Genomic DNA, 22,750 nt, shown 5'->3' on the forward strand with positions numbered 1-22,750 from the left:
CTCAAGGGAAAGGATCGTTCCGTATGAATGCCTCCTCCACCTCACCTACCGTGCCGCCGAAAGGCCCGGTCATTCCCGTCTCGCCGGTCGTCCCCCCGGAGATCGCCGTGGCAGCGGTGCCCGAGGACGACCGGGTGTGGGTGCCACAGGCGCCGCACGTGTGGTTCCGGCCGCTGATGTTCAACACCGTGACCGGCCAGTGGTGCAATCTGCTGAAGGTGACGGCGGCCGGCATCGTCTCCCGGCACCGCCACCCGGGAGTCGTCTTCGGCTATGTCATCAAGGGCAAGTGGCACTACTACGAGCACGACTGGGTCGCCGAGGCCGGGCACTTCGTGTACGAGCCGCCGGGTGAGATCCACACCCTCGCGGTCCCCGAGGACTGCCAGGAGATGATCACCTTCTTCAACATCACCGGCGCCCTGGCCTATGTGGACGACCAGGGCGTGCAGACCGGGTACGAGGACACCTTCACGAAGATCGACATGTGCCGGGCCCACTACGCGAAGGTGGGACTGGGCGCCGACTACGTGGATCAGTTCATCCGCTGACGCAACATCAGAGCCGGTGTCCGGACCCCGCCAGGCCCGGACACCGGCTCCGGTGCGTTGCGTTCACGCGGCCGCCGAGCGCGCCTCCTCGACGGCCTTGCGGTCCGGGATCGGCGCCACCGCGCCGTGCCCGGTGGTGGTCAGCGCCGCGGCCACGACGGCGTACCGGGCCGCGTCCCCTGCGGTGTCACCGGCCAGCAGCCGGGCGGCGAAAGCACCGTCGAACGTGTCGCCGGCGCCGGTCGCGTCCACGGCCCGTACCCGGTGCGCGGGGATGCGGGTGAGGCGGCCGCGCTCGGACAGCAGGACGCCCTCCGCCCCCATCTTCAGCGCCACCACGGCCGGGCCGCGCCGGGCGAAACACTCCGCCACCGCCTCGGGACTCTCCTCCCCCGTCAGGAGCCGCCCCTCCTCCAGGTTGGGGAGCACGATGTCCGCGAGGGAGGCACTGTGCAGGGCCGTGGCCCGCGCGCGTTCCAGTGGCCAGAGCGCGGGCCGGTGGTTGGGGTCGTACGACACGAGGGTGCCCGCGGCGCGCGCCGTCCGCATGGCGTGCAGCGCGGCGTCGCACGCCGAGGACGAGACCGCCTGGGTGATGCCGCTGACGTGCAGCAGCCGGGCCCGGGCGAGGGCTTCTTCGGGGACGTCGGCGGGGGTGAGCCGGGCGGCGGCCGAGCCGGCGCGGCGGTAGGTGAACCGATGGCCCTCCCCGGCGTGCCGGGTGATGAAGTACAGGCCGGTGTCGCCGTCCGGTTCCTGGATCACGCCGGAGATGTCGATGCCGTTGCGCGTCCACAGGTCCAGCAGCAGCGCGCCGAACGCGTCGCCGCCGACCCTGGTGAGGTAGCCGGTACGCGCTCCCGAACGGCTCGCCGCGATGGCCATGTTGGACGTGTCGCCGCCGTACCCCAGGGTGAAGCGGACGGCGTCCTCCAGCGCGCCGTCGGAGTCCGCGCTGAACTCGACCAGGGGCTCGCCGAGGGCGAGGATCTCGGGCCCGGCGCCGGTGTCGCGCGCCGGGACGGTCAGGGGGGTGCGAAAGGGTGCGGACATCGCTATCAGATCCTGTTGTACCGGGCGAGACCCGCGCGCAGCGATCCGGAGCCGAGGATGTGCCGGGTCTGCTCCTTCTCCCGCTCCTCGATCTCCTGCGCGGTCGCCAGGACGGCGGCCACCAACTCGGCCGGTACGCGGACCACGCCGTCCCGGTCGGCGACGATGAGGTCCTCGGGGTGGATGTCGACGCCGCCGACGACGACGGGCTCGTTGAGCGCGACGGTGCGGATTCTGCCGAGCGTGGTGGCGGGGACGGTGGAGCGGGCGTAGACGGCGAAGTCCGGGAAGTCGCGGGTGATTTCGGTGACGTCGCGGACGCCGCCTTCCAGTACGCAGCCGGCGAGGCCGCGGGCCACCGCGCCGGCGGTCATCAGCCCGCCCCACACGGCGATGTCGGCGCCGCCCGCGTCGATGCACACCACGCTGCCGGCGGGCGCTTCGTCGATGGCCTGGAGCGCGTGGGTGGGCGGCCCGGCCTCGGCCGCCGGTATCTCGCGGACGGTGACGGCGGGGCCGGCCAGGGTGCCGGCGCCGGGCGCCACCTGGTGGAGGGCGCCGGCCAGGTAGCCGCGGCGGCCGTGCTGTTCCACGGCGTCGGCGAGGGAGGCCGTGGTGACGGCGCGGAAGGCGTTGAGGGTCTCCTCCGTGTAACGGCCGGCCTGCGGCGGTGTGGAGGGTGCGTGCTCGGACATGTAAGGGGATTCCTTTCAGTGGTGAGTGGAGGGGGAGGTGGCGGCGGAGCCTTGCGACGCGGTGTGCTGCTCCGTGCCCAGTGGCTCCAGCGAGCGGATGACCAGCCCGTACACGAGGGCGCCGAGCAGGGCGACGCCGCCGGCCACCGCGAGGGGCACGAAGTACGAGCCGCCGAAGGCGTCCAGCAGCGCGCCCACGACCAGGGGGCTGACGAAGCCGGCCACGTTGGAGGCGAAGCCCTGGATGCCCGCCAGCGAACCGACGTTCGCGGGGCTCGGCGCCACATCGGCGGGCAGCGCCCAGAGGCTGGACGCGGCGAAGCACAGCGCGCTCTGCGACACCGCGAGCAGTGCCAGCGCCAGGTACGCGTTCTCCACGATCCCCGCGAAGACGATGACCGAGGAGAGGACGAGACCGGTGACGATGGGCACCTTGCGGGCGTACGTCACCGACCGGCCCTGGTTCACCAGCCGCTTCTGGAGCCAGCCGCCGAAGAGCTGCGCGGGGATCGAGAGCAGTGCCGGGATCATGCCGAGGAAGCCGAGCTTCAGCAGGTCAAAGCCCCGGGCGTCGACCAGGTAGGAGGGGAACCAGGTGACGAAGAAGTACAGCACGAAGGAGAGGCAGAAGAAGCCCGTCACCATGCCCCACACCGTGCGGTAGCGGAAGAGCTGCCGCCACGGCATGGCGGGCCGGCCGTCGTCGGCGCGCTGGGCGCCGCCCTCGTTGATGTAGGTGCGTTCGGCGTCGGTGAGCTTGGAGTGCGCGTCGGGGTCCCGGTAGTACTTCAGCCAGAACACGCTGTACAGGAGGCCGACGGCCCCGGCGGCGAGGAAGGAGCCCCGCCAGCCGAGCAGCGCGATGACGGCGGTGGTGATGGGCAGCGCGAAGGCGGTACCGGCCCGTCCTCCGCTGTCGAAGACGGAGGCGGCCAGCGCGCGCTCGCGCACCGGGAACCAGCGCCCCACGATCTGCGAACTGGACGGGTAGGCGGGCGACTCGACGGCGCCCAGCAGCAGCCGCATCAGCAGCAGTACCAGGAATCCGGAAGCCGCTCCGACCAGCATCGTGGCCGCGGACCACGCGAGCAGCGCGAACGCCATCATGCGGCGCGGTCCGAACCGGTCGACGAGCCAGCCGGCACCGGGCAGGAACGCGGCGTAGGTCCAGAAGAAGGCGCCCAGCAGCAGACCGGTGGCGGTCTTCGACAGGTTCAGCTCGTCCGTCATGTACGGCAGCGCCACACCGAGGTTGGCGCGGTCCACGTAGTTGATCGTGACGGCGCCGAACGACAGCCAGATCATGCTCCAGCGGACGCGGCCGCCCGCCGGTGGCGCGGGCTGCGAGGCTTCGGTCATCAGAGCTCCAGAGGCCATGGAGAAAAGAAAGCGGGAATCCGGGCGCACGTCAGCGCGGCGCCATCGGCAAGCGGTGAGCGGTGAGCGGTAATGAAGCGTGAGCGTAGGCGCCCCATCACACCCGGATAAGGGGCCGTTCCGTATGCCGCTATTCGCAATACGGATCGGTCCGCATCCGCATCGGGAAAGGGTTGTTGCCGAGCGCCCGCGGCAGGGATAGACCCAGGAACCATGCTGCGTACCGACGTACGTCTCGAATGGTTTGTCTCTTTCCTCAGCGTCATCGACACCGGCAGCTTCAGCGCCGCAGCGGAGGTGGTCCACCGGTCCCAGCCACGCGTGAGCATGCATGTCGCCGCCCTGGAACGGGAGGCGGGTGTCCCACTGTTCGACCGGGACCGGCGGCCCGTGGCCCTCACCGACGCCGGAGCCGTCCTCGCCGAGCACGCGCGCACCATCCTGCGCCAGCTCTCCCGGGCGGAGGCCGCGATGGCGGCGCACCGGGGCGCCGCCCGGGGCGTGGTGACGCTGGGCAGTTATCCCAGCGCCAGCGTGGCCTTCGTGCCCCAGCTGCTGGAACGCATGGCGCGTACCCGCCCCGCCATCAAGGTGGTCCTGGTGGAACGCCCGACGCTGGAACTCGACGGGGCGCTCGCCGCGGGCGAGGTGGACCTGTGTCTGCGCCCGATGACACCGCCGCCCGGGCCGTCGGTCGAGTACCGGCCGCTGTGGCGCGAGGGCCTGATCGTCGTGCACCGCCCCGACCATCCGCTGGCCGCGCTGCCGGAGCCGCTGCCCGTGCCGGAAGTGGCCGAGTACCCGCTCATCACCATCGGCCGGCTGGGCTCACCGGAGGCCATGGGCTTCGAGACGTACCGCGCGTTCCGGGAGCGCGGCTTCGAGCCCAACGCCGTGCAGGCCACGAATCAGCCGCAGACGCTCATCTCCCTCGTGCGCAGCGGGCTGGGCATCGGGGTCACCAATCTGCTGGCGGTGGCCACGGCGGACGCGCAGGGCGTGGTGGCACGGAAGCTGGACGTACCGTGCGGCCGGCGGGTCGCCGTGCACTGGAGCGGTACCAACCCGCTGACGCCCGCCGCGCGCACGCTGCTGCGCGAGATCGAGGGCTCCGACGTGCCGCCGGGCACCCGGCGGCTGGCACCGGAGCGCCCCTGACATTCGACATCCGAATCCGGCTATCCAGTCGTCATTCTTCCCGACGCATGGACCGGTCCCTACCGTTTCGGTCGTTCCGGCATCCGCCGCGTACCCGGCACTTTCGTCAGGAACGGCCGAGAGGAAATTCCATGCAGAAATCCAGATCGCTCATTTCGGTGACGGCGTGCGCTTCCGTACTGATGGCCGGCGGACTGGCGATCACCGCGTGCTCGGCGCAGGAGACGACCTCCGCGCACCACGGGCGTCCGGTGGCCGTTCAAGCCGGCGCAGCCGCAAACGCACAGCAGAGCCGGGTGAACCCGGTGGCGACAAAGGCGGACGTGGTGGCGCTGACCGCCGACTGGAAGGGCGACCGTTTCCCCGACGGCCGCCCGAAGGTCTCCGACGATCTGCTGAAGCGTATGAAGGTCGTATCGACCGAGCAAGCGTGGGGCTATCTCGAAGGAAAGGGCTATCACAACCAGTTCGCCGGCGACTGGAAGACGATTCACGAGGGGAAACCCGTCATCGGACGGGTGCTCACCGCGCAGTACATGCCGAACAGTCCGGCCCTGGAAAAGCGGATGACGGACGCCGGGCACGCCGCGGGAAATGACGGCCAGATGAACACCTGGCCGATCGAGAAGCTCCAAAAGGGCGATGTCTACGTGGCCGACGGTTTCGGCAAGGTCACCGACGGCACCCTCATCGGGGGAAACCTCGGCAGCGAGATCTACGCGAAGACCCGCAACGGCGTCGTCTTCGACGGCACGGTGCGCGACCTGGAGGAGCTTCAGGACATCAAGGGCTTCAACGCGTACGTCCGTGGCTGGCACCCCTCCTATATCCGGAATGAAATGCTGACCGGCCTCAACCGCACCATTCGCATCGGTGAGGCCGTGGTCCTGCCCGGCGACGTCGTGCTCGCCAGGCGGGAGGGCGTCGTCTTCATTCCCGCGCAACTGGCCGAGCCTCTGGTGAAGGACGCCGAACTGACGCTGCTCCGCGACACCTTCACCAAGCTGCGACTCAAGGACGGAACGTACACCGCCGGGCAGCTCGACAAGGGCTGGGACGAGATCGACCAGAAGATCAAGGACGACTTCGTCAACTGGCTGAAGGAGAACAAGAACGACCTGCCGGTCTCCCCGGAACGCATTCAGGAAATCATCGACGACGCCGACTGATGCGCCGCGCAAAAACCTCATCCCCCGGACCGTCCCCCGAACCAAGGAGAATTTCCATGGAAACCGACACCCCGAAGAGCGGGCGGGCACGGCCCGCCAGACGTGACATGCTCAAGTTCTCCGCGCTCGGCCTCGGCGGACTCAGCCTCGGCGCCCTGGCGTTCCGCCCAGTCGAGGAGCAGGTCGACTTTCTCTCGCAAAAGGTCAGCCGGGCCTCGAAGCCGTCCCAATTGAAGATCACCGACCTGCGGGTGGCGGTTCTCGACGGCGTCCCCTTCACCAGCCCCGTCGTCCGCATCTCCACGAACCAGGGGATATCCGGGTACGGCGAGGTCCGGGACGACGCGGACAAGCGGTACGCACTGGAGCTCAAGAGCCGGCTGCTGGGCGAGAACCCGTGCAACGTCGAGATGCTCTTCAAGCGCATCAAGCAGTTCGGCGGCGACGGCCGCAGGGGCGGCGGCGTCTCCGGGGTCGAAATGGCGCTGTGGGACCTGGCCGGCAAGGCGTACGGCGTCCCCGTCTTCCAGATGCTCGGCGGCGCGTACCGGCGCAAGATCCGGCTCTACACCGACACCACGGAGTCGGAGGACCCTCAGGAGTACGCGCGCCGCATGAAGGAGCGCGTGGACAAGGGCTTCACCTTCCTGAAGATGGACCTCGGCCTGGAGCTGGTGGCGAAGAAGCCGGGCACCATCATCGGCAAGAGCTACTGGGACGGGAAGCTGGAGCAGTACAGCGGTGAGCCCGGGAGCTACGGCCAGACGCAGCACAACTTCACGATGGTGCAGATCACGGACAAGGGCATCGAGCTGATGGCCGAGTTCGTGGAGGCGGTGCGCGACGCAGTGGGGTACGACGTTCCCATGGGCATGGACCACACGGGCCACTTCGACGTCAACACCGCGATCAAGCTGGCCCATCGCTTCGAGCGGTACAACCTGGCCTGGCTGGAGGACCTGGTGCCGTGGTTCCACACGGACGACTGGCAGGAGATCACCAAGGCCGTCAACGTGCCCACGATGACCGGCGAGGACATCTACGGACTCGAGGGCTTCCGGAAGCTGTGCGACGAGGACGCCATCGACCTCGTACAGCCCGACCCGGCCACCGCCGGCGGCATCCTGGAGACCAAGCGGATCGGTGACTACGCCGCCGAGAAGGGCAAGGCGATGCCGCTGCACTACGCCGGCTCGCCCGTGGGCGCCATGGCCTGCGCACACATCGCGGCGGCGACCGAGACCTTCGTCGCGCTGGAGTACCACGCGACGGACGTCCCGTTCTGGAACGACCTCGTCAAGCAGGACCAGCCGCTGATGGACAAGGGCTGGTATCACCTCACCGACAAGCCCGGGCTGGGCATCGAGATGGACGAGAAGGAGATGGAGAAGCACCTCGCCAAGGGCGAGAAGCTGTTCGCGCCGACGCCGGAGTGGGACAAGAAGGTCGCCTGGGACCGTACTTGGAGCTGAGTCACAACGAAACTCAGTTTCCCTTACCCCTACCTATGGTGCTCCTGACCCCATCGGTTTAAGTTCGAAACCGGTTAATCATAGGAGGGGGAAGGCGTTGGAGTACCGCGTGGAGTGGCTCGGCAGCTTCGTGGGGGTTGCCGAGCACGGCGGCTTCTCCGCCGCCGCGGCCGCCCTGAGCCGGTCGCAGTCCCGGGTCAGTACGCATGTGGCCGCCCTGGAAAAGGCGCTGCACATGCGGCTGTTCGACCGGTCGGTCCAGCCCACGGTGCTCACTCCGGAGGGGCGGGCGCTGCTGCCGCACGCCCGCACGGTGCTGCGGCAGTTGCGGGCGCTGCCCGGAACGGCCGCCGAGGTACGCCGCGGTCTGCGGGGCGAGGTCCGCCTCGGCGTGCACGCCGGCGTCGCACCCTTCCTCCTACCCCGGACCATGATGCGCGTCCAGCAGTCACAGCCCGGCCTGCGGCTGTCCGTACGGGAGCAGGGCGCCGCCCAGTTGGAGGCGCGGCTGCTGGACGGGCGGCTCGATCTGGCCGTCGGCCCCGGTGGCCCGGCCGGGGCCCGCGCCGACGCGCGGCTGGCCCGGGTCCGGCTGTGGCGGGAGCAGCTGATGGCCGTGGTCCGGGAGGAGTCGGCCGGCACGCTGCCGGCCCGGCCCTGTCCCGCGGACCTGGTGGACCGGCCGCTCGCGGTGGTCGACGTGGACCAGCCGCTCGCGGTGGTCGACGTGGACCAGCCGCTCGCGGTGGTCGACGAGGTGGCCGGGCCGAACGCACCGGCCGCCCTCCGGGCCGCGTTCACCGGGACCGGCCGCACCGCGCCGGTCTTCAGCACCCCGCAGGCGCAGACCATGGTCGGCCTGGTCCGGCAGGGCTGGGGCGTCGGCGTGGCCGAAGTGCTCAGCCTGAGCACCGCGGACCTCCGGGGCGTGACCCTCCTCCCCCTCACCGGCACACCACCCGGCCGCGACATCTCGCTGTGGTGGCGCGCGGACCGCGCCGGCTGGCCGGCCCGCAAGGCGGTGGAACGCTGCGTCCACCTCGCGGCCGTCCCCGCCCTCGCCCGCATCCGCGCCCACTGCCCCGCATCAGTGGGGACGATCAGCGCCTGAGCGGCCTCTTTCCGTACGTGCACGACCATCCGGTTCCGTATGCGCATCACCAGAAGGGAATGCGGACATGAGCGGGATAGCACGCAGGGGATTACTCTCGGGAGGCGCCGCCGCGCTCGCGGGCGCCGCGGGCGCGGGCATCGGCGGCATGGTGCGGCCATACCCGGCGGCCGCCGCCTCCCGAAGCAAGGCACGGGCAGGGGCCGTACCGGGCCGGCCGGTCGTCGTGACGCCGCACGACGCCCGCTACCCCGACCTGGTACGCGGCAACAACCGGCGGTGGACCGGCTCGCCCGGCGCCGTGCACCTGGTGAGCAGCACGGACCAGGTGGTCGACGCGGTGCGCGACGGTGTCCGGGACGGCAGGCGGCTGGCCGTCCGCAGCGGCGGGCACTGCTACGAGGACTTCGTCTTCAACCCGGACGTCGAGACCGTCATCGACATGTCCGAGATGCGGGCCGTGTACTACGACGAGGACCGCTCCGCGTTCGTCGTGGAAGCGGGCGCCACCCTCTTCGATGTGTATCTGACCCTGTACCGGCTGTGGGGCGTCACACTGCCCGGCGGGCTGTGCCACTACGTCGGCGCGGGCGGCCACCTGTCCGGCGGCGGCTACGGGATGCTGTCCCGGCTGTACGGCCTGACGGTGGACCATGTGTACGGCGTGGAGGCCGTGGTCACCGACGGGAAGGGCGGCACCCGCTCCGTGGTGGCCACCCGGGACGCCGACGACCCGAACCGGGACCTGTGGTGGGCGCACACCGGGGGCGGCGGGGGCAACTTCGGCATAGTGACCCGGTACTTCCTGCGCACCCCGGGAACGGCGGGCAGGGCACCGGCCGCGCAACTGCCCAAGCCGCCGGCCGAGGTGCTGCTGCACGACGTGTCATGGCGCTGGTCCGACCTGTCGGAGCGCTCCTTCCACCGCCTTCTGCAGAACTACGGCACCTGGCTGGAAGGCCACAGCGACCCGGACTCCCCGTACGCGGGGCTGTACAGCAGCCTCAATCTGAGCACGGTGGCGAGCGGCGAGATCTCCCTGTCCACGCAGTTCGACGCCACCGTGCCCGATGCCGAGCGGCTGCTCGAGCGGTACTTGAACGCGCTCACCGAGGGGGTCGGCGCCGCCGCCCGGCCGGCGAGCGTGGCGGCCGGTGAACTCCGGCCGAGCGCGGACCGGTTCGCGCCGCGCCGCTCCCCCTGGCTGCTGGCGACCAGGAACACCGGCGCCTACGCCTGGACCCGGAGCGCGGACTACAAGTCGGCGCACATGCGCACGGGATTCCCCGACGACCAGATCGCGGCCATCCACCGCCATCTGCGGAGCGCCGCGGGCGGCCCGGGCGACCTGCTGCAGGCCATCACCTACGGCGGCCGGATCAACGCGGTACGGCCGGGGGCCACGGCCGTCGCCCAGCGCGACTCCGTCCTGAAGCTGCAGTACCAGTGTTACTGGGAGGACCCCGCCGAGGAGGCGCGCAAGGTCAGCTGGCTGCGCGAGTTCTACGGCGAGGTGTATGCCGGGACCGGCGGGGTGCCCGTCCCCGGCGAAGTGACCGACGGCTGCTATGTGAACTACGCGGACGTCGACCTGAGCGACCCGCGGTGGAACACCTCGGACACGCCGTGGCACGAGCTGTACTACAAGGACGGTTACGCCAGACTCCAGCAGGTGAAGCAGCGGTGGGACCCGTCCGACACCTTCCGGCACGGGCAGTCGGTCCGGCTGCCGGCCGGCTGACGGCTGCGCGGCGCTGTCACCTTCGCGGCGGGGCCGTCGAAGCGCGTTCCGTCAGTACCGGTGCGGGCAGCGGAGTCGGCGCCGGTGCCTCGACCTTCAGTTCCTGCATCAGGCGGAGCGCCGCCCGCTCCCCCAGCCCCTGGACGTCCTGGCGCACGGTGGTGAGGCGGGGCGTGATCCACTGGCTGAGCGGCAGATCGTCATGGCCGATCACCGACAGCTCGTCCGGTACGGACAGGCCGCTCTCCTGTGCCACTTGGACGCCGGCTATCGCCATGACGTCGCTGTCGTAGACGACGGCCGTGGGGCGCTCGGGGCGGCGCAGCAATGCGCGGGTGGCGCGCGCCCCGCCCGCCGCGGTGAAGTCGGCCTCTTCGACGGCGACGGCTTCCATGCCGCACTCCCGCACGGCATCGCGGAAGAGCCGCAGCCGGTAGGAGATGTGCGCGAGGGAGTCCGGCCCTCGTACGTACGCGATCCGCCGGTGCCCGAGCCGGGCCAGGTGCCGTACCGCCAGGTCGGTGCCGGCCCCGGGCTGCTCGAGGCCGACCCATGGCAGCCCGGACTCCCGCCACGGCCGGCTCATGAGGACGGCGGGGAGCCGCAGGTCGTGCAGCAGCTCGATGCGCTCGTCGGCCATCCGGGGGTCGGCGACCAGTACCCCTTCGATGCGTTGTTCCAGCGCGAGGCCGGTGTACAGGGCGCGCTCCTCGGCCGCGGTCCCCACCGTGCAGATGCGCAGCAGCAGCGCGTACCCCAGCGGCGCGAGCGCGCGCTCCACCCCGGAGAGCAGTTCGGGGAAGAACGGGTCGGAGCTGAGCACGTCGGTGGGGCGGTCGAGGATCATGCCGATGACACCGGGACCGCCCGCCGCGAGCGCCACGGCGGCGGCGTTGGGGCGCCAGCCCAGGCGCGCTGCGGCGGTGAGGATGCGCTGTCTGGTCTCGGCGGAGACGCCGGGCCGGTTGTTGAACGCCTTGGAGACGGCGGCCTTGGACACCCCGGCCACCGCGGCGACATCGCTGATGGTCGCTCGCTCCGGCATACGGCTCATCCGGCCCTCCCCGCTCCCCGGTCTCCCGGGAACTCTAACGCCGAGCCGATCATCGCTCTCCGGCGCCGCTGCGTCGAAGCGTACCTAATAGCGGTGTCGATTTGCCTAAAGGTATTAGGCAACTGCATAATCGATTCCGGATGACCGGGAGGACGGCATGGCGCGGCGCGTAGGACTGACCACGGAACGGCTGACGCAGGCCGGGGCGGAACTGGCCGATGAGGTCGGGTTCGACCAGGTGACCGTCTCGGCGCTCGCCCGGCGGTTCGACGTCAAGGTCGCGAGCCTGTACTCGCACGTGAAGAGCTCCCAGGACCTCAAGACCAGGATCGCCCTGCTCGCCCTGGAGGAGATGGCCGACCGGGCCGCGGCCGCCCTCGCCGGGCGGGCGGGCAAGGACGCCCTCGCCGCCTTCGCGAACGTCTACCGCGACTACGCCCGGGAGCATCCCGGCCGCTACGCCGCGGCCCGGCTCAGGCTCGACCCGGAAACGGCGGCCGCGAGCGCGGGCGTGCGGCACGCGCAGATGACGCGGGCGATCCTGCGCGGCTATGACCTGACGGAGCCCGACCAGACGCACGCGGTCCGGATGCTGGGCAGCGTCTTCCACGGCTACGTCAGCCTGGAGCTGAGCGGCGGCTTCAGCCACAGCGCCCCCGACAGCCAGGAAACCTGGTCGCGGATGCTGGACGCCCTCGACGCCCTGCTGCGGAACTGGCCCGCACCCCCGAACACCCCCACCACGCCAACAGGTTGAGACCATGCACACCGAGCACGACACCACACACTCCTGGATCACCACGCCCCTCACCGCGGACCTCCTGCGCGGCGCCCTCGACCTGGAGCACACCGAACACGGCGTGCTGCCGCACCGGCTGCCCGCCCGGGCCCGCAAGCAGATCCCCGATGGGCAGCTCGCCATGGCGGAGTCCCAGCCCTCCGGCGTACGCCTGGTCTTCCGCACCCGTGCCACCGCCATCGAGCTGGACACGCTGCCCACCAAGCGGGTCTACGTGGGCGTGCCGCCCCGCCCGGACGGCGTGTACGAGCTGCTCATCGACGGCCGCCCGGCCGACCGGGGCAGCGTCACGGGCGGCAACACCCTGACCATCGACATGACCACCGGTTCCGCCGAGACCCGGCCCGGCCCGGCGGGCACCCTGCGCTTCAGCGGCCTGCCCGACCGCGCCAAGGACGTCGAGATCTGGCTGCCGCACAACGAGACCACCGAACTGGTCGCCCTGCGCACCGACGCCCCCGTCGAGCCCGCGCCGGACCGGGGCCGCAAGGTGTGGCTGCACCACGGCAGTTCGATCAGCCACGGCTCCGACGCGGCCGGCCCCACCAGTACATGGCCCGCTCTCGCCGCCTCCCTCGCGGGCGTGGAACTGATCAATCTGGGCTTCGGCGGCAGCGCCCTGCTGGACCCGTTCACCGCCCGTACCCTGCGGGACACCCCCGCCGACCTGATCAGCGTCAAGATCGGCATCAACCTGGTCAACGCCGACCTGATGCGGCTGCGCGCCTTCGCCCCCGCCGTCCACGGCTTCCTCGACACCATCCGCGAAGGCCATCCGACCACACCGCTGCTGGTCGTCTCGCCGATCTACTGCCCGATCCACGAGGACACCCCCGGACCGGCCGCTCCGGACTTCAGCAACATCGGCGCCGGGAAGCTGATTTTCCGGGCCACGGGCGACCCCGCGGACCGCACCCGCCTGACGCTCAGCATCATCCGGGCGGAGCTCTCCCGTATCACCGCGGCACGCGCAGCCGAGGACCCGAACCTGCACTACCTCGACGGCCGCGAGCTCTACGGCGAGGCCGACCACGCCGAACTGCCGCTGCCGGACCAGCTCCACCCGGACGCCGCCACCCACCGCCGCATCGGCGAACGCTTCGCCGAACTGGCCTTCACCGGCGGCGCCTTCACGGCCCCATCGGTCACGCCCTAGTCCGCGCGGCCCGTCGCCGCGACGGTGACACCGAGACCGATCATCGCGAGCCCGCCGGCCCCGCCGACCATGGAGAGCCGCCGCGGCGACCGGGCGAACCAGCTCCGCGCGGTGGCCGCGACCAGTCCCCACACGCTGTCGGAGGCCACCGCGATGACGTTGAAGACCAGGCCGAGCAGCAGCATCTGCGCGGTGACGTGCCCCTGACCGCGGTCCACGAACTGCGGCAGTACGGCGGCGAAGAAGACAATGGTCTTGGGGTTGGCCACGCCGACCGCGAACCCCTCCCACACCGTCCGCAGGCTGCCGCGCGCCGGGGCGTCAGCCGCGAACGCGGCCTGCAACGCCCCGCGCTGCCGCACCGCCTTGACACCGAGGTACACCAAATACGCGGCACCCGCGAGCTTCAGCGCCATGAACACCAGCGCCGAGCGCTCCACGAGGGACCCGACACCGAGCGCCACGGCCACGACGAGGACGTACGCCCCGAGCGCGTTCCCCACGACCGTGGTCAGCGCCGCGCGGCGCCCCTGCGCCAGCGCCCGCCCGATCACGAACAGCACGCTGGGCCCCGGAACCACGATCAACAGAAATGACATGGCCGCGAATGCGAGCAGCCGGTCGATGGTCATACGTCGAATCCTTCCTCCGCCTCCCGGAGCCATTTCCTGACGGCCGGGAGGTCGGCGCGGGCCCGGTTCAGTACCACGTAGACGAAGATGCCGTCGTTCCCGCAGCGGGAGAGCGGACGGATGAGGTGGTACTCGTCGTCCAGCGTGATCAGTATGTCTTCCATCCGGTCGGGGCTGTAGCCGAGCGTTTCGAGCGCGGCGAGTTTGGCGCGTACGACATCGGTGTCCACCAGCGCAGCCTTCTCCAGGTCGGGTCCGGCGGGGTGGCCGATGGCGCCCAGCAGGAGCCGGCTGTAGTAGTCGACCACGGAGACGCCGAGGACACCGTCGACCTCCCACAGGCCCCGCAACGTCTCGTCAACGCCGGCCACAGCCCACCCGTCCCCGTTGCTCACTCGGCCCACACCACTCAGACTTCATCTTTGCAGACGGCAAGTCACACACGCCCCGCCTGACCAGAACCGTCGTCACTTGTCCGACCCAGGAACGCCCCGGAACATCCCGGAACGCGCATGACACTCCAAGGAGCGCCCCTGATGAGCAAGCCCGACCGAGGCGCCGGCGGCGGCCCGCGTGACGCGGCCGCCCACCGCAAGGACGCAAGGACGTACTCCCCATGACCACCACCCCCGCCCGTACCGCCCGGCTGTCCGCCGCCACCTCCCCGGCCGGCGCACTGCTGCACCACCGCACCCTCACCCCCGCCGACACCGGCATCGTCCACCTCGGCCTCGGCAACTTCCACCGCGCCCACCAGGCCGTCTACACCGCCGCCGCGCTCGCCCGCGAGGGCGGCCCGTGGGGCGTCCTCGGCGTCGCGGGCCGCGCCACCGGCGTCGCCGACGCGCTGCGCGCCCAGGATCTGCGCTACACCGTCGCCGAGGTCTCCCCGGACGGCCTGCGCTGCACCGTTCCCGCCGTGCACACCGGAGTACTGGTCGCCGCGCGCGAGCCCGAGCAGGTGCAGCGCGCGCTCGCCGCCCCCAGCACGCGCATTGTGTCCCTCACCGTCACCGAGAACGGCTACACCTACTCGCCCCGGACCGGCGGCCTCGACCTCGACCACCCGGGTATACGGGCCGATCTGCGCGGCAACCGCACCGCCCCGCAGACCACCCTGGGCCGCATCGTGCGCGCCCTCCAGGAGCGCGCCGCCACCCATGGCGCCCCGGTCACCGTCCTGAGCTGCGACAACCTGGTCGGCAACGGCAACCACACGCGCCGCCTCGTCGAGGAGTTCATCGCGCACCTGCCGGCCGGCGAGCGCGAGGAGGTCGGCGCCTGGCTCGCCGCCGGGAACGTCACCTTCCCGAACACCATGGTCGACCGCATCGTGCCGGCGACGACAGACGCGGAGCGCACGGCTGTCGCGGAGGCACTCGGGATACGCGACGAAGTCCCCGTCCCCGCCGAGCCGTTCAGCATGTGGGTACTGGAGGACCGCTTCGCCGCGTCCCGCCCCGCCTTGGAGGCGGGCGGCGCACTCTTCACCGACGACGTCGAACCGTACGAACTCCTCAAGGTCCGGCTGCTCAACGGCACGCACTCGCTCATCGCCTACCTGGGCGCCCTCGCGGGCTGCGACACCATCCCGCAGTCCACCGCGCACCCCTTCGTCACTGAGGCGGCCCGGGCCGTCCTGCTCGGCGAGTACCTGCCGAGCCTCACCGTCCCCGACGACGTGGATCTCGACGCGTACGTGGCCCAGCTCTTCACCCGCTGGGCCAATTCAGCACTCGGCCACCGCACCCGCCAGGTCGGCTCGGACGGCTCCGCCAAGCTGCGCCAGCGCATTCCCGACCCCGCGCTGCTCCATCTGCGGGCCGGGAGGATGCCCCACCATCTCGCCCTCACCGTTGCCGCCTATCTGTGCTGCCTGGCCCCGTCGCCCGGCTTCGACCCCGGTGAGCACGCGGCGGCCATGACGGACCCGGCCCGCGACCGCCTCGCCGCCTTGCGTGCCCGGACCCCTGACGGCCCGTCATTCGCCGCCGCGGTACTGGACGACGGCCTCCTCGGCGAAGCCCTCCCGGAACACCCCGAATTTGCCCTCCGCACGGGCGAGTTCATCGACCTGTTCCACGCTCACGGCCCACAGGCAGCGGCCACCGAAGCCGCCCGGTCCCACCCGGACACTACGCGGTCCCGGTGATCCGCCCCTCCCGCATTTCGATCGACCGGTCCGCGAAGTGGCGGACGACCGCACGGTCGTGGCAGATGAAGAGGTAGGCGAGGCCGAGCTGGTCCTGGAGGTCCGCGAGCAGATTCAGGATGCCGGCGCGGACGGACGGGTCGAGGGAGGAGACGGGCTCGTCGAGGACCAGCAGCCGCGGCTCGGACGCCAACGCGCGGGCGATTCCGACGCGTTGGCACTGGCCGCCGGAGAGCTCGTGCGGCAGGCGGTCACCGCAGGCCGGGGCAATGCCGACCCGGTCCAGCAGCTCGGCCACCCGGGCCGGGCCCGTCGCATCCCAGCGGCCCTGGACGCGCAGCGGCTCCGCCACGGCGTCGCGGACGCGGTGGCGGGGGCTGAGGGAGCCGTACGGGTCCTGGAGGACCGGCTGCATCCGGGGGCGGAGCGGGCGCAGTTCGCGGTCGGTGAGCGCGGTCAGCTCCGTTCCTTCGAAGCGGACCTCGCCCGACGCCGGGCGGCGCAGTTGCAGCACCGCCATGGCGGTGGAGGACTTGCCGCAGCCCGACGGGCCGTTGAGGGCGAGCGTCTCGCCGGCGTCCAGGGTGAACGAGACGTGGTCCACGGCGGTGACCGCGCCGTACCGCACGACGAGGTCGCGGACGTCGAGCAGCGGGTGGTCGCCGGTGCTCCGGTGTGCGGACGGGCTCATGCGGGCTGCTCCAGGAACAGGTCGGATGCCGCGTACGGGACGTCGTCCCAGCGGTGGCAGGTGACGTCGTGGCCGTCGCCGGCCGGCCGCGGCCGCGGTTCCTCCCGGTGGCAGCGGTCCTCGGCCAGCGGGCAGCGCGGCGCGAAGGCGCAGCCGGGCGGCAGACCGTCCGGCGTGGGCGGGGTACCGGGGATGACGGGCAGCCGCCGGCCGTTACCGCGCCGGCCGCCGGGCTCATCCGGCTCGTCCGGCGGCAGCGACGCCAGCAGCCCCGCGGTGTAGGGCGCCCGGGGGCGGCCCAGTACGTCACGTGCCGGTCCCTGTTCGACCGGGCGGCCTGCGTACATCACCAGCACTCGGTCGGCGTGTTCCCTGACCACCGCCATGTCGTGTGTGACCAGCAGGAGGGCGGCGCCGACCGCTTCCCGCTGCTCGGCGAGTACACGCAGCACCTGTTCCTGCAGCTCGGCGTCGAGCGCGGTGGTGGGCTCGTCGGCGACCACCACATCCGGCTCGTTGACGGTCGCCATGGCGATTACGGCACGCTGCCGCATGCCACCGGAGTACTCGTGCGGATACGCCCGCGCCTTGCGTGCGGCATCGGCGATGCCCACCCGGTCGAGCGCGGCGACCGCCCGGGCACGGGCCTCCTTGCGCGACACGCGGGTCACCGACCGTACGGCCGCGGCGAGTTGGTCGCCCACCGGGTGCACGGGGGACAGTGCGGACAGCGCGTCCTGCGGGACGAGGGCCAGCCGCCGGCCGCGGAGGGCCGCCAGGTCCTTAGGCGCGGCGCCCACGAGTTCAGCGAAGGCCCCCGAGTCCTCCCGGAGCCGTACGCTCCCCGTCGCCGTCGCATTCCCCGGGAGCATGCCCAGCAGCGCCCGCGCCGTCAGCGACTTGCCCGCGCCCGACTCCCCCACCACGGCCAGCACCTGTCGTGCGTGGACGTCGAAGGACACGCCGCGGACCACGTCGGTGCCGTCGAAGGAGACGCGAAGGTCGCGTACGGAGAGGAGCGCGTCAGGATGCGGAGTGCTCAAGGGAGGGCTCCTTCCGGGGAGACGGGGCGGAGTGGCCGGTGCCACGGCCGGTGCCACGGGAGGACGAGCCGGGGCGGCTCTCCGCGTACGCCGCCGTCGACACCGCGAGGCCCGCCAGCAGGGCCAGGGCGACCGCGGGGGCCAGTGCCGCCCACGGGGCTCGCTCCACGTACGCGCGGGACTCGTCCAGCAACAGGCCCCACTCGGGCGCGGGCGGCTGGGCGCCCAGGCCGATGAAGCCCAGCGAGGCGAGGGCGAGGGCGATGCCGGGCAGCCGGAGGAGCGCGTGCCGGGTGACGGGCCCGGCGACGGACGGCAGCACGTGCCGGGTCAGTATCCAGAACGGCGGTGCGCCCATGGCCCGTTGGGCGGTCAGAAACGCCGACGCGCGGATCTCCTGCACCAGGACGGCCGCGTGCGCGGCGAGCGGCGGCCAGGAGATCAGGGCCACCGCGAGGGCGGCGCCGCCCGTGCCGGGACCGGCCGCCGCCGCGACCAGGATGCCGACGATCACCGGGGGCAGCGCGTTCGCGATGTCCGCCGCGCCCGTCGCCACGCCCGGCAGGAAGCCCAGGGCCAGCGACAGCAGCAGACTCACCGCGCTCACCGCCGCGGCCGTACCGACGGTCGACGCCGCACCGTGCCCGAGGCGGGCCAGGACATCACGGCCCAGCCCGTCGGTGCCGAGCGGATGGGCCCACGACGGGGCCAGCAGCCGGGCCGTGGTGTCCACCGCGTACGGGTCGCGCAGCAGCCCCCAGCCGATGGTGACCAGCAGGATCGCGCCCAGCACCACCGGGACCGCCGGATGCGTGCGTACCGGGCGCGGCGCGGGCAGCGTCAGTCCCGCGTCGCGCAGGGCGGGGCCCAGCAGCCGGCGCCGGACGAGTGCCGCCAGCGCGCCCGCCGCCAGGCCGAGGGCCAGCAGGGCGAGCACGGAGCCCTGGAGCAGCGGCAGGTCCTGGGACTTGGCCGCGCCCAGTGCCGTACGGCCGATGCCGGGCACCGCGAAGACCGTCTCCACGGCGACCGCGCCGCCCGTCAGGCCCACGGCCGCCATGCCGAACTGCGGGACGAGGGGCGGCAGTACGCGCCGGAGCGCCGCCGCCGAGACGCGTACCCGGCCGACCCCGGCGCCCCGCCACAGCTCCACCCACCGCTCGTCCAGCACGGCGGGCAGCGCGTCCGCGACCAGCCGTCCCAGCAACCCGCCCGCGGGCACGCCGAGGGCGAGCGCGGGCAGCACCAGGTACTGCGGCCCCTGCCACCCGGAAGTGGGCAGAACGCCGAGCCACACCCCGCACACCAGCAGTGCGACCGTGGCGAGCAGGAACTCCGGTACGGCGGCCAGCATGGCGGCGAACGCACCGGCCGAGCCACGCCCCCGTATCAGCACGGGCACGACCAGCGCGCAGGCCAGCAGCACCGCCACCCCGAAGGCCGCGGCCATGAGGCTCAGCGACACCTGCAGTCCGGAGACCACGGACGGCAGGACGTCGGTGCCGGAGACCCACGACGTGCCGAGGTCCCCGCGCAGCGCTCTGGAAGCCCAGTTCCCCAGCATGGTCAGGGGACCCGCGTCCAGCCCGAGATCGGCGCGGATCGCGGCCAGCGCCTCCGGGGTCGCCTCCTGCTCGGCCGACCGGGCACGCAGCACGGTCAGCGCCGGATCCCGGCCGGAGAGCCAGGGCAGCAGTCCGACGGCCGCTACCACGCCGGCCAGACAGCCGAGGCGGGCGAGCCCGGCCGTGCTCATCACTTTCCTTGCGTACAGCCCCATATGACGGTGTCTCACTTGACGCGGGTCTCCGCCGTGACCAGCTCGCGCTCGCGCGGGTCGTGAGCCACGCCCGCCACCCGGGCGGCGTCGCCCTGGATCACACGCTCGTGCAGCAGCGGCACCGCGGCGTCGGTGGCGAGCACCGCGGCCTCGGCCTCGATGACCGCCTTGCGGCGCGCGTCACCGGTCTTCAGCGCGGCGGCCTTCGCCAGGGCCTTGTCGACCTTGCCGTCGGCGAGCTGGGGGATGTTGAAGGACCCCTTGGACCCGAAGTCGCTGTAGAGGTACGCGGCGGGGTCGCCGGAGTCGAGGACGGTCGCGCGGGAGAGGAGGAACGCGTCGAACTTGCCCGCCAGCGCGTCCGATTCGATGTTGGCGTACTCGCGGATCTCCAGCTTCACCTTGAAGCCGGCCTTCCGGAGCTGCTGCTGCAGCGTCGCCGCGGCCTCGGGCAGCTCGGCCCGGTCGGTGAACGTACCGATGGTGATCGTCTCGGCCGGCGCGTCACCGGCCTTCGCCCGCTTCACCGGCGACCGCAGCCCCTCGGCCCACGGCAGCGCGGGGCCGAGCAGCCCCTCGGCGACATCGGCCCGGCCTTCGTACACCCCCTTGACGATCGACTTCGCGTCAACGGCTTCGCGGGCCGCCGCCCGCACCGCCGGGTCCTTGAAGACACCCTTCTCGGTGTTCAGGTACAGGGTGTTGGTGCGCGGCATCGGCACCTCGGTGATCAGGTCCTGGTCGAGCACCGCGGCCTGCGAGACCGGGACCGCTTCCACGATGTCGGCCTCGCCGCTGCGCAGCGCCGCGGCCCGGGCGGTACCGTCGGGCACGAACTTCACATCGATCCCCGGGGCCTTGGCCTTGCCGCCCCAGTACTGGTCGTACCGGTCGAGGTTCGCCGACGACGTGCCGTTGACCTTGGTGAGCTCGAAGGGTCCGGTACCGGCTCCGACCGGATCCACCGTCTTCCCCGCATACGCCTTCGCCGCGAGGATCGAGAGCTGCGGTGAGCTGAGGCGCTGCGGTACGAGCGGGTCCTCCTCGGCCGTGGTGACGACGACCGAGTCGCCCTCGGCCTTCGCGGTGAGCTCGACGCCGTCGAGGATGCGCGGCTTCGGGGAAGCGGTCGCGGCCTCGGTCAGGGACCGGACGACGTCTTCGGGCGTGAGCCTCGTACCGTCGTGGAAGGTGACCCCGTCCCGGACGGTGAACGTCCACTCGCGGCCGGACTGCCGCCACTCGGTCGCCAGCGCGGGCTCGGCGTCCCCGTCCTCGTCGAGCTTCACCAGCGTCTCGGCCGTGGACCAGCGGGAGAGCTTGAAGGCGTCGTCGGACAGCGGAGAGAGACCGGAGCGCGGCGGCTGCATCATCGCCACACGTATGCGCTCACCCCCGGACGAGACATCACCGGAACCGGACGACGCCGAGAAACAGCCGGTGAGCAGCGCGGAGGCCGCGGCGAGGGACAGCAGGCGGGCGGGCAGACGCACGGAACTCTCCGGTAAAGGGAAGGTCAAGAAGGGGTGCGACTGAAGGTAGCATGATGACAATCGTTTTCAACATTTGGCCGAGAGTGACTGCCGTCACCTCATTCGCGCACTTGAGGCGCCCCCTCCCCCGTGAGGCGTCCGGCCAGTACGGCAAAGCACAGGCCACCGCGGCCGACCACGGTGATCACCAACGGCATCTCTGGTTATGATCATGCCAACTGATGGTCACTGACGGGGAGATCGAACATGCTGAACCGGAAGACGATGTGGCTGCGTGCGGCCGCGCCCGTTGCTGTGCTGGCGCTGACGCTGACCGCATGCGGCGGGTCCGGCGGGGACAGCAAGGGTGACGCCAAGGGCGGCACCAGCAAGCTCCAGGAAGACAAGCCCGAGACCCGGGAGCTGGCGACCGGTGAGAGCGCCACCAGCCCGTTCAAGGAGGACGACGGCAAGATCACGTACTCCGTGCTCGCGGAGAAGGTCGACGTGGGCACCGAGGCGGACACCAAGAAGATGGTCGACGACCCGGCAAAGGCCAAGGGGTTCGTCCCCGCGGTGGCCCACGTGAAGTACACGAACAAGGGCGGTGGCGTCGTCAGCTCGTACCCGAGCGTCGGTGACAACGTCGAGATCTACGCCGACGGCCAGCGCGGAACCATCCTGATCGGTGCCGCGGACGACGCGCCCGGCTGCGAGTCGGACACCGACATCGAGAACTGGAAGAAGGGCCAGAGCCACGTGCTCTGCGAGACCTACATGGTCCCGAAGGGCGCGAAGGAACTGTCCGTCCGCTGGTCGGCCGAGGACGACGGCGAGCCGTACAGCTGGACGTTCAAGAACTCCTGACCGCTGGCCACATGGCCCGCGCCGGCTACGTGGCGCGGGCCGGGCCGTGTGCATGTGCCGACACATCATGCACACGCCCTCGGCAGCTAAGACTTGCCGGCCAGCGCACCGGCCGCGACGCGCAGGTCCGACACCAGTCCGGCATACGCCGCCTCGCGATCGTCGGACCGCAGGATCGCCGACGGGTGGAGCGTTGCCACGACCAAGCCCCCTCCGTCGGCGGCCGCGCGCCGCTGCCCCTCTTCCTCAGGGAAGGGAATGAGGGTGCCCCGGTCCTTCGTCACCCGGAACGACGACCCCAGCAGCGCCTTGCCCGCGGTCGCCCCGAGCGCCACCACCACCTCCGGGTCGACCAGGCGCAGCTCGGCGTTGAGCCAGGGGCGACAAGCCGTCATGTCCCGCAAGCTCGGCGGCTTGTGGATCCGGCGCTTGCCCCGCGTCGCGATGGTGAACTTGAAGTGCTTCACCGCGTTGGTGACATACGTCTGATCGACGTCGATGGCGGCGTCCTGCAACGCCTTCCTCAAGAGACCACCGGCCGGCCCGACGAACGGCTCCCCCTGACGGTCCTCCTGGTCACCCGGCTGCTCGCCGACGAGCATGACGCGCGCCGATGTACTGCCCGCCCCGAAGACGGTCTGCGTCGCGTCCTGGAACAGCGGGCACCCCCGGCAGTCCGCCGCGGCCCGCCGATGAGCCGGAAGCCCCCCACGCCGAGGCAGGAACGGCGTGGCGTCGTACTGCTGCCCATCGGAGTCACTACCGCTTCCGGCCATC

At 71.5% G+C, this 22,750-nt stretch carries 21 protein-coding genes; 10 read left to right on the forward strand and 11 right to left on the reverse strand.

The genetic code is table 11. From position 1 onward, the window contains the following. The first annotated feature begins 23 nt into the window (after nt 1-23). A complete protein-coding gene (locus IF04_RS0124045) occupies nt 24-551 on the forward strand; it encodes a 2,4'-dihydroxyacetophenone dioxygenase family protein (RefSeq protein ID WP_037960473.1) in 528 nt (175 codons plus the stop codon). 63 nt (nt 552-614) lie between these two features. Here IF04_RS0124045 and IF04_RS0124050 read toward each other — a convergent pair whose 3' ends face one another. From IF04_RS0124050 to IF04_RS0124060, 3 genes are read right to left on the reverse strand one after another with little or no spacing between them, the layout of a single operon-like run. Next, entirely contained in the window at nt 615-1,604 is a 990-nt protein-coding gene (locus tag IF04_RS0124050; protein WP_051831510.1) for a sugar kinase, read from the reverse strand. A 5-nt stretch (nt 1,605-1,609) separates the two neighbouring features. Continuing rightward, nucleotides 1,610-2,299: an RraA family protein gene (locus tag IF04_RS0124055; RefSeq protein WP_051831511.1), complete on the reverse strand. Its 690-nt coding sequence runs from the start codon at nt 2,297-2,299 to the stop codon at nt 1,610-1,612. 15 nt (nt 2,300-2,314) lie between these two features. Further along, a complete protein-coding gene (locus IF04_RS0124060) occupies nt 2,315-3,658 on the reverse strand; it encodes an MFS transporter (protein WP_078600704.1) in 1,344 nt (447 codons plus the stop codon). A 231-nt stretch (nt 3,659-3,889) separates the two neighbouring features. Here IF04_RS0124060 and IF04_RS0124065 point away from each other — a divergent pair, with 231 nt between their 5' ends. The 5 genes from IF04_RS0124065 (at nt 3,890) to IF04_RS0124085 (ending at nt 10,327) form a co-directional block, all read left to right on the forward strand. Then, nucleotides 3,890-4,834, forward strand: a complete 945-nt coding sequence (locus tag IF04_RS0124065) for a LysR family transcriptional regulator (protein WP_030261615.1) — start codon at nt 3,890-3,892, stop codon at nt 4,832-4,834. A 47-nt stretch (nt 4,835-4,881) separates the two neighbouring features. Further along, the gene (locus IF04_RS0124070) at nt 4,882-6,003 is read left to right on the forward strand and encodes an RraA family protein (protein WP_211259851.1); all 1,122 of its coding nucleotides are present in this window, start codon (nt 4,882-4,884) and stop codon (nt 6,001-6,003) included. Between the two features lie 56 nt (nt 6,004-6,059). Next, nucleotides 6,060-7,475, forward strand: coding sequence for a mandelate racemase/muconate lactonizing enzyme family protein (locus IF04_RS0124075; protein WP_030261621.1), 1,416 nt, complete (start codon nt 6,060-6,062; stop codon nt 7,473-7,475). A 97-nt stretch (nt 7,476-7,572) separates the two neighbouring features. Then, nucleotides 7,573-8,586: a LysR family transcriptional regulator gene (locus tag IF04_RS36745; protein WP_051831512.1), complete on the forward strand. Its 1,014-nt coding sequence runs from the start codon at nt 7,573-7,575 to the stop codon at nt 8,584-8,586. Between the two features lie 67 nt (nt 8,587-8,653). Then, a complete protein-coding gene (locus IF04_RS0124085; protein ID WP_030261626.1) occupies nt 8,654-10,327 on the forward strand; it encodes an FAD-binding oxidoreductase in 1,674 nt (557 codons plus the stop codon). A 16-nt stretch (nt 10,328-10,343) separates the two neighbouring features. Here the strand turns inward: IF04_RS0124085 and IF04_RS0124090 are convergent, their stop codons facing one another. Next, the gene (locus IF04_RS0124090; protein ID WP_030261628.1) at nt 10,344-11,381 is read right to left on the reverse strand and encodes a LacI family DNA-binding transcriptional regulator; all 1,038 of its coding nucleotides are present in this window, start codon (nt 11,379-11,381) and stop codon (nt 10,344-10,346) included. A gap of 157 nt (nt 11,382-11,538) precedes the next feature. On the opposite strand from IF04_RS0124090, the gene IF04_RS0124095 reads away from it, so the two are divergent. Together IF04_RS0124095 and IF04_RS0124100 are read left to right on the forward strand one after the other, a co-directional pair. Continuing rightward, nucleotides 11,539-12,138 (forward strand): TetR/AcrR family transcriptional regulator, encoded by a 600-nt coding sequence (locus tag IF04_RS0124095; protein WP_030261631.1) that lies wholly within the window; start codon nt 11,539-11,541, stop codon nt 12,136-12,138. Nucleotides 12,139-12,142: 4 nt separating this feature from the next. After that, nucleotides 12,143-13,336, forward strand: coding sequence for a GDSL-type esterase/lipase family protein (locus IF04_RS0124100; RefSeq protein ID WP_030261632.1), 1,194 nt, complete (start codon nt 12,143-12,145; stop codon nt 13,334-13,336). Here the strand turns inward: IF04_RS0124100 and IF04_RS0124105 are convergent. Then, nucleotides 13,333-13,968 (reverse strand): LysE family translocator, encoded by a 636-nt coding sequence (locus IF04_RS0124105; RefSeq protein WP_030261633.1) that lies wholly within the window; start codon nt 13,966-13,968, stop codon nt 13,333-13,335. The genes IF04_RS0124100 and IF04_RS0124105 overlap by 4 nt on opposite strands. Continuing rightward, on the reverse strand, nt 13,965-14,339 hold the full coding sequence (locus IF04_RS0124110) for a hypothetical protein (protein ID WP_030261635.1): 375 nt from the start codon (nt 14,337-14,339) through the stop codon (nt 13,965-13,967). Before IF04_RS0124110 ends, IF04_RS0124105 begins: the two co-directional genes overlap by 4 nt. A 245-nt stretch (nt 14,340-14,584) precedes the next feature. Here IF04_RS0124110 and IF04_RS0124115 point away from each other — a divergent pair, with 245 nt between their 5' ends. Then, nucleotides 14,585-16,120, forward strand: coding sequence for a mannitol dehydrogenase family protein (locus IF04_RS0124115; RefSeq protein WP_030261637.1), 1,536 nt, complete (start codon nt 14,585-14,587; stop codon nt 16,118-16,120). Here the strand turns inward: IF04_RS0124115 and IF04_RS0124120 are convergent. From IF04_RS0124120 to IF04_RS0124135, 4 genes are read right to left on the reverse strand one after another with little or no spacing between them, the layout of a single operon-like run. Beyond that, complete coding sequence (locus IF04_RS0124120) at nt 16,104-16,811, reverse strand: ATP-binding cassette domain-containing protein (protein ID WP_051831513.1); 708 nt, start codon at nt 16,809-16,811, stop codon at nt 16,104-16,106. The genes IF04_RS0124115 and IF04_RS0124120 overlap by 17 nt on opposite strands. Beyond that, a complete protein-coding gene (locus IF04_RS0124125) occupies nt 16,808-17,854 on the reverse strand; it encodes an ABC transporter ATP-binding protein (RefSeq protein ID WP_030261642.1) in 1,047 nt (348 codons plus the stop codon). Before IF04_RS0124125 ends, IF04_RS0124120 begins: the two co-directional genes overlap by 4 nt. Further along, nucleotides 17,835-19,610 (reverse strand): ABC transporter permease subunit, encoded by a 1,776-nt coding sequence (locus IF04_RS0124130; RefSeq protein ID WP_106975654.1) that lies wholly within the window; start codon nt 19,608-19,610, stop codon nt 17,835-17,837. Before IF04_RS0124130 ends, IF04_RS0124125 begins: the two co-directional genes overlap by 20 nt. A 35-nt stretch (nt 19,611-19,645) precedes the next feature. Beyond that, complete coding sequence (locus tag IF04_RS0124135) at nt 19,646-21,127, reverse strand: ABC transporter substrate-binding protein (RefSeq protein ID WP_030261646.1); 1,482 nt, start codon at nt 21,125-21,127, stop codon at nt 19,646-19,648. Between the two features lie 249 nt (nt 21,128-21,376). Here IF04_RS0124135 and IF04_RS0124140 point away from each other — a divergent pair, with 249 nt between their 5' ends. Continuing rightward, complete coding sequence (locus IF04_RS0124140) at nt 21,377-21,973, forward strand: hypothetical protein (protein ID WP_051831529.1); 597 nt, start codon at nt 21,377-21,379, stop codon at nt 21,971-21,973. A gap of 86 nt (nt 21,974-22,059) precedes the next feature. Here the strand turns inward: IF04_RS0124140 and IF04_RS0124145 are convergent, their stop codons facing one another. After that, nucleotides 22,060-22,749: a UdgX family uracil-DNA binding protein gene (locus IF04_RS0124145; protein WP_030261650.1), complete on the reverse strand. Its 690-nt coding sequence runs from the start codon at nt 22,747-22,749 to the stop codon at nt 22,060-22,062. Nucleotide 22,750: the final 1 nt, after the last annotated feature.

The sequence above is a fragment of the Streptomyces violens genome (genome assembly GCF_000717745.1).
Classification (GTDB): Bacteria; Actinomycetota; Actinomycetes; order Streptomycetales; family Streptomycetaceae; genus Streptomyces; species Streptomyces violens.

Bases quoted from the DNA above. Each gene is read 5' to 3' on its own strand.
- IF04_RS0124045 (WP_037960473.1), top strand. From the start codon at position 24: ATGAATGCCTCCTCCACCTCACCTACCGTGCCGCCGAAAGGCCCGGTC.
- IF04_RS0124050 (WP_051831510.1), bottom strand. From the start codon at position 1,604: ATGTCCGCACCCTTTCGCACCCCCCTGACCGTCCCGGCGCGCGACACC.
- IF04_RS0124055 (WP_051831511.1), bottom strand. From the start codon at position 2,299: ATGTCCGAGCACGCACCCTCCACACCGCCGCAGGCCGGCCGTTACACG.
- IF04_RS0124060 (WP_078600704.1), bottom strand. From the start codon at position 3,658: ATGACCGAAGCCTCGCAGCCCGCGCCACCGGCGGGCGGCCGCGTCCGC.
- IF04_RS0124065 (WP_030261615.1), top strand. From the start codon at position 3,890: ATGCTGCGTACCGACGTACGTCTCGAATGGTTTGTCTCTTTCCTCAGC.
- IF04_RS0124070 (WP_211259851.1), top strand. From the start codon at position 4,882: ATGGACCGGTCCCTACCGTTTCGGTCGTTCCGGCATCCGCCGCGTACC.
- IF04_RS0124075 (WP_030261621.1), top strand. From the start codon at position 6,060: ATGGAAACCGACACCCCGAAGAGCGGGCGGGCACGGCCCGCCAGACGT.
- IF04_RS0124085 (WP_030261626.1), top strand. From the start codon at position 8,654: ATGAGCGGGATAGCACGCAGGGGATTACTCTCGGGAGGCGCCGCCGCG.
- IF04_RS0124090 (WP_030261628.1), bottom strand. From the start codon at position 11,381: ATGAGCCGTATGCCGGAGCGAGCGACCATCAGCGATGTCGCCGCGGTG.
- IF04_RS0124095 (WP_030261631.1), top strand. From the start codon at position 11,539: ATGGCGCGGCGCGTAGGACTGACCACGGAACGGCTGACGCAGGCCGGG.
- IF04_RS0124100 (WP_030261632.1), top strand. From the start codon at position 12,143: ATGCACACCGAGCACGACACCACACACTCCTGGATCACCACGCCCCTC.
- IF04_RS0124105 (WP_030261633.1), bottom strand. From the start codon at position 13,968: ATGACCATCGACCGGCTGCTCGCATTCGCGGCCATGTCATTTCTGTTG.
- IF04_RS0124115 (WP_030261637.1), top strand. From the start codon at position 14,585: ATGACCACCACCCCCGCCCGTACCGCCCGGCTGTCCGCCGCCACCTCC.
- IF04_RS0124120 (WP_051831513.1), bottom strand. From the start codon at position 16,811: ATGAGCCCGTCCGCACACCGGAGCACCGGCGACCACCCGCTGCTCGAC.
- IF04_RS0124130 (WP_106975654.1), bottom strand. From the start codon at position 19,610: ATGAGCACGGCCGGGCTCGCCCGCCTCGGCTGTCTGGCCGGCGTGGTA.
- IF04_RS0124145 (WP_030261650.1), bottom strand. From the start codon at position 22,749: ATGGCCGGAAGCGGTAGTGACTCCGATGGGCAGCAGTACGACGCCACG.